Genomic DNA, 5,066 nt, shown 5'->3' on the forward strand with positions numbered 1-5,066 from the left:
GCCGGCGCTGGCGCGACTGTGGACGCGGCTGGCGCGCTGGCCGCGGCTCGGCGTGGCCGGGGTGTCGCTGATCGCGGCCCTGGCGCTGGCGGTGATCCTGTTCGTGCCGGGCCCGTTCTGGCAGAACGACCTGGCCAAGCTGACCCCGGTGCCGGGCGACGCGCTCGCGCGCGACGCGCAGTTGCGCGAGGAACTCGGCGCGCCCGACGTGCGCTACGTCGTCGCCATCGAAGGGCGCGACGCCGAAGCCGCGCTGCAGTCCTCGGAAGCCTTGCTGGCCGAACTGCCGGCGCTGCGCCAGCGCGGCGCGATCGCCGGCTACGACCTCGCCGCGCGTTACCTGCCCAGCGCCAAGACCCAGCGCGAACGCCAGCAGCGCCTGCCCGATGCGGCGAGCCTGCGCAGCGCGCTCGACACGGCGGTCGCGGCGACGCCGTTCCGCAGCGATGCCTTCGCCGATTTCCTCGCCGACGTCGAACGCGCGCGGCAGGCGCCGCCGCTGACCCCGCGCGACCTCGCCGGCACGCCGCTCGCGGTCAGCGTCGAAGGCCTGCTGCTGCAACGCGGCGACCACGCCACCGCCCTGGTGTCGCTGACCGGGCTCAACGATCCGGCCGCGGTCGCGACGGTGGTGCGCCGACACGGCGGTCAGTTGCTCGATCTCAAGCAAGCCTCCGAATCCCTGGTCGCCGACTATCGCGGCCGCGTGCTGATGGCGCTCGGCCTGGCCGGCGTGTTGCTCGCCGCTGCGGTCTGGGTGGCCCTGCGCTCGCCGCGCCGGGTGTTGCGCGTGCTCGCGCCGATGGCCCTGAGCAGCCTGCTGATCCTGGCGGTGCTGCGCGGCCTCGGCGTCGAGCTCAACCTGTTCCATCTGGTCTCGCTGATCCTCGCCGCCGGCCTGGGCCTGGATTACGCGCTGTTCTTCGACCATGCCGGCGACGATCGCGACGAACAACTGCGCACCCTGCACGCGGTGATCGTGTGCAGCCTGACCACGCTGCTGGTGTTCTCGCTGCTCGGGCTGTCGTCGATCCCGGTGCTGCGCGCGATCGGCGGCACGGTCGCGCTCGGCGTGGTGTTCAACTTCGCGCTGGCCTTGCTGATCGTGCGCGAACCGGCGGCGCCGGAGGCCGGCGATGCGCACGCGTGAGGCCATCGCCGCGCTGATTCCGCACCAGGGCCTGATGTGCCTGTGGGAAGAGCTCGTCGAGTGGGACGAGGAGCGCATCGTGCTGCGCAGCCACGGCCATCGCGATCCGGCCCATCCCCTGCGTCGCGACGGCGTCCTGCACGCGGTGCACCTGTGCGAATACGGCGCCCAGGCCATGGCCGTGCACGGCGGCCTGCTCGCGCGAAGGCACGGTGGCGCGGCCAAGCCCGGCGTGCTGGTGGCGCTGCGCGGGGTGCGCTTGCAGCTCGCGCGCATCGACGAGCTGCCCGGCGCGATCGAAGGCCGCGCGCACAAGCTCATCGACACCGGCGAGAGCTGGCAATACGAGTTCGAACTGCATCACGCCGGCGCGCCGATCGCGCAGGGGCGCGCGGCGGTGATGGCGCGGCCGGACTGAACCTGCGCTGCGGCGCGTCGCGCCGTCCGTATTCACACCCGGCCGGCGCCGGCGTTTCCTGGTGCAGAGGCGGCGATCGCGCCGCATCGCGCCCGGGAGCTTCGTTCATGTCGCTGCAGTTCCATTTCGAGGACATCGGCCCGCATCACGATGTCGACGAGGGCCGCATCGGCCACCGGTTCCGCTTGCGCATCGTCTTCGACCGCCGTGAAGGCGCGCGCCTGCACTGGATCGAACGTTGCGACCGGCCCTACGACGAGGACATGCCGGCCGATACCTGGGTCGACATGTTCCGCATCGCCGGTGGGCGTTCGTCGCTGTTCACGCAATGGCTGAGCACGGCCACCGACGAAGGCCGGATCGAGCTCGACTTCGACTTCGACGATCGGTTCTCGATGCGGCTGGCACCTAATGCGCGCCGCTGCCTGGAATGGTGGGTCATCGCCATCGACGGCGAAGATCGGGCCGGGCAACGCGCATGGGCGGTATGGCAGGGCGTGCAGCGGCTGCATTGCGACGACCAGGGCCGGGTCGTCCAGCATCGCCTGGTGCAGATCGACAGCCTGTGTGGCGGCGAGGGTTATCCGCCGTATCCGGACGGCTTCCGCCTTTCGACCTGAGCCGCAAGCCGTGCCGCGGACCGGCTGGCCAGGAGCGGCGACTCCCCGCTCCGCCGCGTGGCTTTCGCCACGGCGGCGGGGCGGGGACAATCGGGCTTTGCCGCTCGGAGTCGCCCACATGTCCACCTCGCACCCTTCGCCGCGCCGTGTCCTAGTCACCGGCGGCAGCGGCGACCTCGGCCAGGCGATCTGTCTCGCCCTGGCGGCGGCGGGCTGGCAGGTGATCGTGCACGCCAACCAGCATCTGGAGCGCGCGCAGCAGGTGGTCGCGCGGATCAGCGAGGCCGGCGGCCAGGCTTCGGCGGTCGCCTTCGACGTCGCCGACGATCAGGCCGCGCGCAGCGCCGTGGAAGGCCTGCTCGAAGCCGGGCCGATCCAGGGCGTGGTCAACAACGCCGGCATCCACGACGACGCGCCGATGGCCGGCATGAGCCTGGCCCAGTGGACGCGGGTGATCGACGTGTCCTTGCACGGCTTCTTCCACGTCACTCAGCCGCTGTTGCTGCCGATGGCGCGCACGCGCTGGGGGCGGATCGTCAACGTGTCCTCGGTGGCGGCAGTGCTCGGCAACCGCGGCCAGACCAACTACGCCGCGGCCAAGGCGGCGCTGCACGGCGCCTCCAAGTCGCTGGCGCGCGAGATGGCCAGCCGCGGCATCACCGTCAACGTGGTCGCGCCCGGGGTGATCGAAGGGCGCATGGCCGAGGCGGCGTTCAGCGCCGAAGCGATCAAGCAGATGGTCCCGGCCGGTCGCGCCGGCCGCGCCGACGAAGTCGCCGCGCTGGTCGCATTCCTGTGCTCGGACGCGGCCGGCTACATCAACGGCCAGGTGATCGGAATCAACGGCGGCATGGGCTGAGGTGGGCGGCCCGGCCGACGTGCACCGGCCGACGAGTGCGGGCGTCGAAAATCATGATCGCCCGGGTCGGGAGGCCTGATTCAGCGCCGCGCCCGGCCAGCCTTGCGCCCGCGCGCCGGCGCCGACCATCGCCGGGCGGCGACCGCTCACCGGGCGCTCACCCGACGCCGGGCCGGCCGGCGTAGCATGAGCTGTCCGCCGCGAAGGCCGTACGGGAGACTTCCGATGTCGCGCAGCCTGTTCATCGCTTTGTTCGCGCTCGCCCTGTCGGCCTGCGCCAGTTCCCACGTGATCACCGGCCAGCCGCGGCCGCCGGTGCCGGTGTCGCAGGTGCGGGTGTATTTCGCGCCGCCGCCGAGCCGCTACGAGGAAATCGCCCTGCTCGAAAGCAACAGCGGCGCGTTCACCTACGGCGAGCAGAACAAGATGGATTCGGTGGTGGCCAAGCTGCGCGCCGAAGCGGCCAAGCTCGGCGCCAACGGCGTGCTGTTCCAGGGCACCCAGGACGGCTACGGCGGCAGCGGCGTCAGCGTCGGTGCCGGCGGCGGCAGTTTCGGCGGGCGCCACTACAGCGGCGGCGGGGTCGGGGTGAGCATCAGCCCGCGGCAGAAGTTCGCGCGCGGCGTGGCGATCTACGTGCTGAATCCGCCGCCGATGAACGACCCGGGCCCGCAGGCGCCGCCGGTTGACCGGCCGCGCAACTGACGCGGCGCACGGCGTTCTTGCGGCACCTGCCGTCGTCATCCCCGCGAAGGCGGGGTGAATGGGATGCGCTGCGAGCCGCTGGCTCGCACCTCCGTGGACACCAGGGCGCAGGGCGTTCCGGCGTTCCGGCCCGAAAGCGCTGAGTTCCGCCGTCGCGGAATGACCTGCGAGTAGGCGACGACCAACCGCTCGGCGAGCCTGCCCTGCGGTAAAGCTCAACGCGTATGCGTCTGCGCCTTGTGCTCGGCCGAGCCGGAAAACTCGCCGCTCGGGTCGTCGATCAGCGGCGGGTTGGCGCGGATGCTGCGATAGACCGCGGGGATGCCGCCGCGGCGCAGGCATTGGCCGACGATGTGGCTGGTGATGCGGCTGAAATCGCGCAGCGGTTTGAAATGGCTGGCGCGGAATTGTTCCTGCGAATTCTGGCTCTGGTAGCGCGATTCGATCGGCACCGAGACGCAGCGGGTGCCCAGTTGCTGCGCCGCCGACATCAGGATCTGCGCCTCGAACACGAAGTCTTCGCCGGGCACGTCGCCCAGGGCGATCACGGCGGCCGGGTACAGGCGCTGGCCGCTCTGGCTGTCGGCGATCTGGTAACCGGTGCCCCAGGCCACGCCCCAGTCGCCGAAATTATTGGCCAGGCGCCGGTAGGTCGGCTGCGAGGCGCGCTTGCGCAGGCGCGCGCCGATCACGATGTGGTCGGGATAGCGGTTGGCGCTCTCGATCAGCCGCGGGATGTCCTCGGCGGCGTGCTGGCCGTCGCCGTCCATGGTCAGCACGGCGGCGAAGCCGCGGCGCAAGGCCTCGGCGAAGCCGTCGCGCAGGCTCGCGCCCTTGCCCTGGCGCTGCGCGTGACGCAGCAAGGTCACCGGCAGGTCGGCGATGCGATCGGCGGTGCCGTCGTCGGAACCGTCGTCGATCACGATCACGTGCGCGCACTGGGCCAGCGCGCCTTCGACGACTTCGCGGATGCGCAGGGCTTCGTTGAGCGCCGGAATGACGACCGCGACGTTGTCGCGATCCAGGCGCGGCGGACGGGTCCGGTGCGCGGTCGCCGTTCCTGGCGTGTGGCCGTCGCGTCCTGGCGAAACGGGTCCTTCAATCATGGATCAGCTCCACCCGCAGGGTTCGGCCGCCACCGGCCGGCAATGCGACGCGATCATGGCCCGAGGCCAAGGCGTCGAACAAGGGCAGCATCGCGGCGCTGGCGTTGCCGGCTCCGCGACGGGACAGCCTGCCCTCGAGCGGCGACGGCGGCTCGTCGCTGAGCCAGGCGCGCAGCAGCGGTCGGCGCGCACGGCGTTCGGCCGGCGC

6 protein-coding genes and 1 pseudogene are annotated in these 5,066 nt (G+C 71.7%); 5 read left to right on the forward strand and 2 right to left on the reverse strand.

Annotated elements, in window-relative coordinates; all coding sequences use genetic code 11:
• The 5 genes from ACSAMQ_RS19855 to ACSAMQ_RS19875 form a co-directional block, all read left to right on the forward strand.
• The coding region (locus ACSAMQ_RS19855) for an MMPL family transporter (RefSeq protein ID WP_435397310.1) at positions 1-1,150 on the forward strand (1,150 nt) is incomplete at its 5' end.
• Positions 1,137-1,568, forward strand: coding sequence for a phosphotransferase (locus ACSAMQ_RS19860; protein ID WP_435397311.1), 432 nt, complete (start codon positions 1,137-1,139; stop codon positions 1,566-1,568). The genes ACSAMQ_RS19855 and ACSAMQ_RS19860, both read left to right, overlap by 14 nt.
• Positions 1,569-1,675: 107 nt before the next feature.
• Positions 1,676-2,188 (forward strand): hypothetical protein, encoded by a 513-nt coding sequence (locus ACSAMQ_RS19865; protein ID WP_435397312.1) that lies wholly within the window; start codon positions 1,676-1,678, stop codon positions 2,186-2,188.
• A 118-nt stretch (positions 2,189-2,306) separates the two neighbouring features.
• Positions 2,307-3,047, forward strand: coding sequence for a 3-oxoacyl-ACP reductase FabG (gene fabG / locus ACSAMQ_RS19870; RefSeq protein WP_435397313.1), 741 nt, complete (start codon positions 2,307-2,309; stop codon positions 3,045-3,047).
• Positions 3,048-3,272: 225 nt separating this feature from the next.
• Entirely contained in the window at positions 3,273-3,752 is a 480-nt protein-coding gene (locus tag ACSAMQ_RS19875; RefSeq protein ID WP_435397314.1) for a hypothetical protein, read from the forward strand.
• A 215-nt stretch (positions 3,753-3,967) separates the two neighbouring features.
• On the opposite strand, the gene ACSAMQ_RS19880 is transcribed toward ACSAMQ_RS19875, so the two are convergent.
• Together ACSAMQ_RS19880 and ACSAMQ_RS19885 are read right to left on the reverse strand one after the other, a co-directional pair.
• Positions 3,968-4,858, reverse strand: a complete 891-nt coding sequence (locus ACSAMQ_RS19880) for a glycosyltransferase family 2 protein (RefSeq protein WP_435397315.1) — start codon at positions 4,856-4,858, stop codon at positions 3,968-3,970.
• A pseudogene (locus ACSAMQ_RS19885) lies at positions 4,851-5,066 on the reverse strand (beta-ketoacyl synthase chain length factor); the annotation flags it as partial. The pseudogene ACSAMQ_RS19885 and the gene ACSAMQ_RS19880, both read right to left, overlap by 8 nt.

It is taken from the genome of Lysobacter sp. 1R34A (assembly GCF_051217035.1).
Lineage (GTDB): Bacteria > Pseudomonadota > Gammaproteobacteria > Xanthomonadales > Xanthomonadaceae > Lysobacter.